At 66.7% G+C, this 435-nt stretch carries 1 protein-coding gene; it reads left to right on the top strand.

What is annotated here, in order from left to right; all coding sequences use genetic code 11:
- Positions 1–435: tripartite tricarboxylate transporter permease (locus K206_RS40690; RefSeq protein WP_043368094.1), on the top strand; the 435-nt coding region annotated here is incomplete at both ends.

The raw sequence follows: 435 nt of genomic DNA, 5'->3' as shown, positions 1-435 counted from the left end.
TCGTTCTTCGCCGGCTGCGTGGCCACCCTGATCCTGGCGGCGTTCGCCGCCCCGCTGTCGGAACTGGCCTTCAAGTTCGGTCCCGCCGAGTACTTCTCGCTGATGGTGCTGGGCCTGATCGGCGCCGTGGTGCTGGCTTCGGGCTCGCTGGTCAAGGCCATCGCCATGATCGTGCTGGGCCTGCTGCTCGGCCTGGTCGGCACCGACGTCAACTCGGGCGCGGCGCGCTTCTCGTTCGACGTGCCCGAACTGACCGACGGCCTGAACTTCGTCTCGGTGGCGATGGGCGTGTTCGGTTTCGCGGAGATCATCGCCAACCTCGAGCAGAAGGAAAACCGCGAGACCTTCACCGACCACATCACCAACCTGTTCCCGACCAAGGCCGACTTCAAGCGCATGATCCCGGCGGTGCTGCGCGGCACCGCGCTGGGCTCG

The organism is Cupriavidus sp. WS, from assembly GCF_000395345.1.
Classification (GTDB): Bacteria; Pseudomonadota; Gammaproteobacteria; order Burkholderiales; family Burkholderiaceae; genus Cupriavidus; species Cupriavidus basilensis_B.
This window is presented reverse-complemented; position numbering and strand designations above follow the sequence as displayed.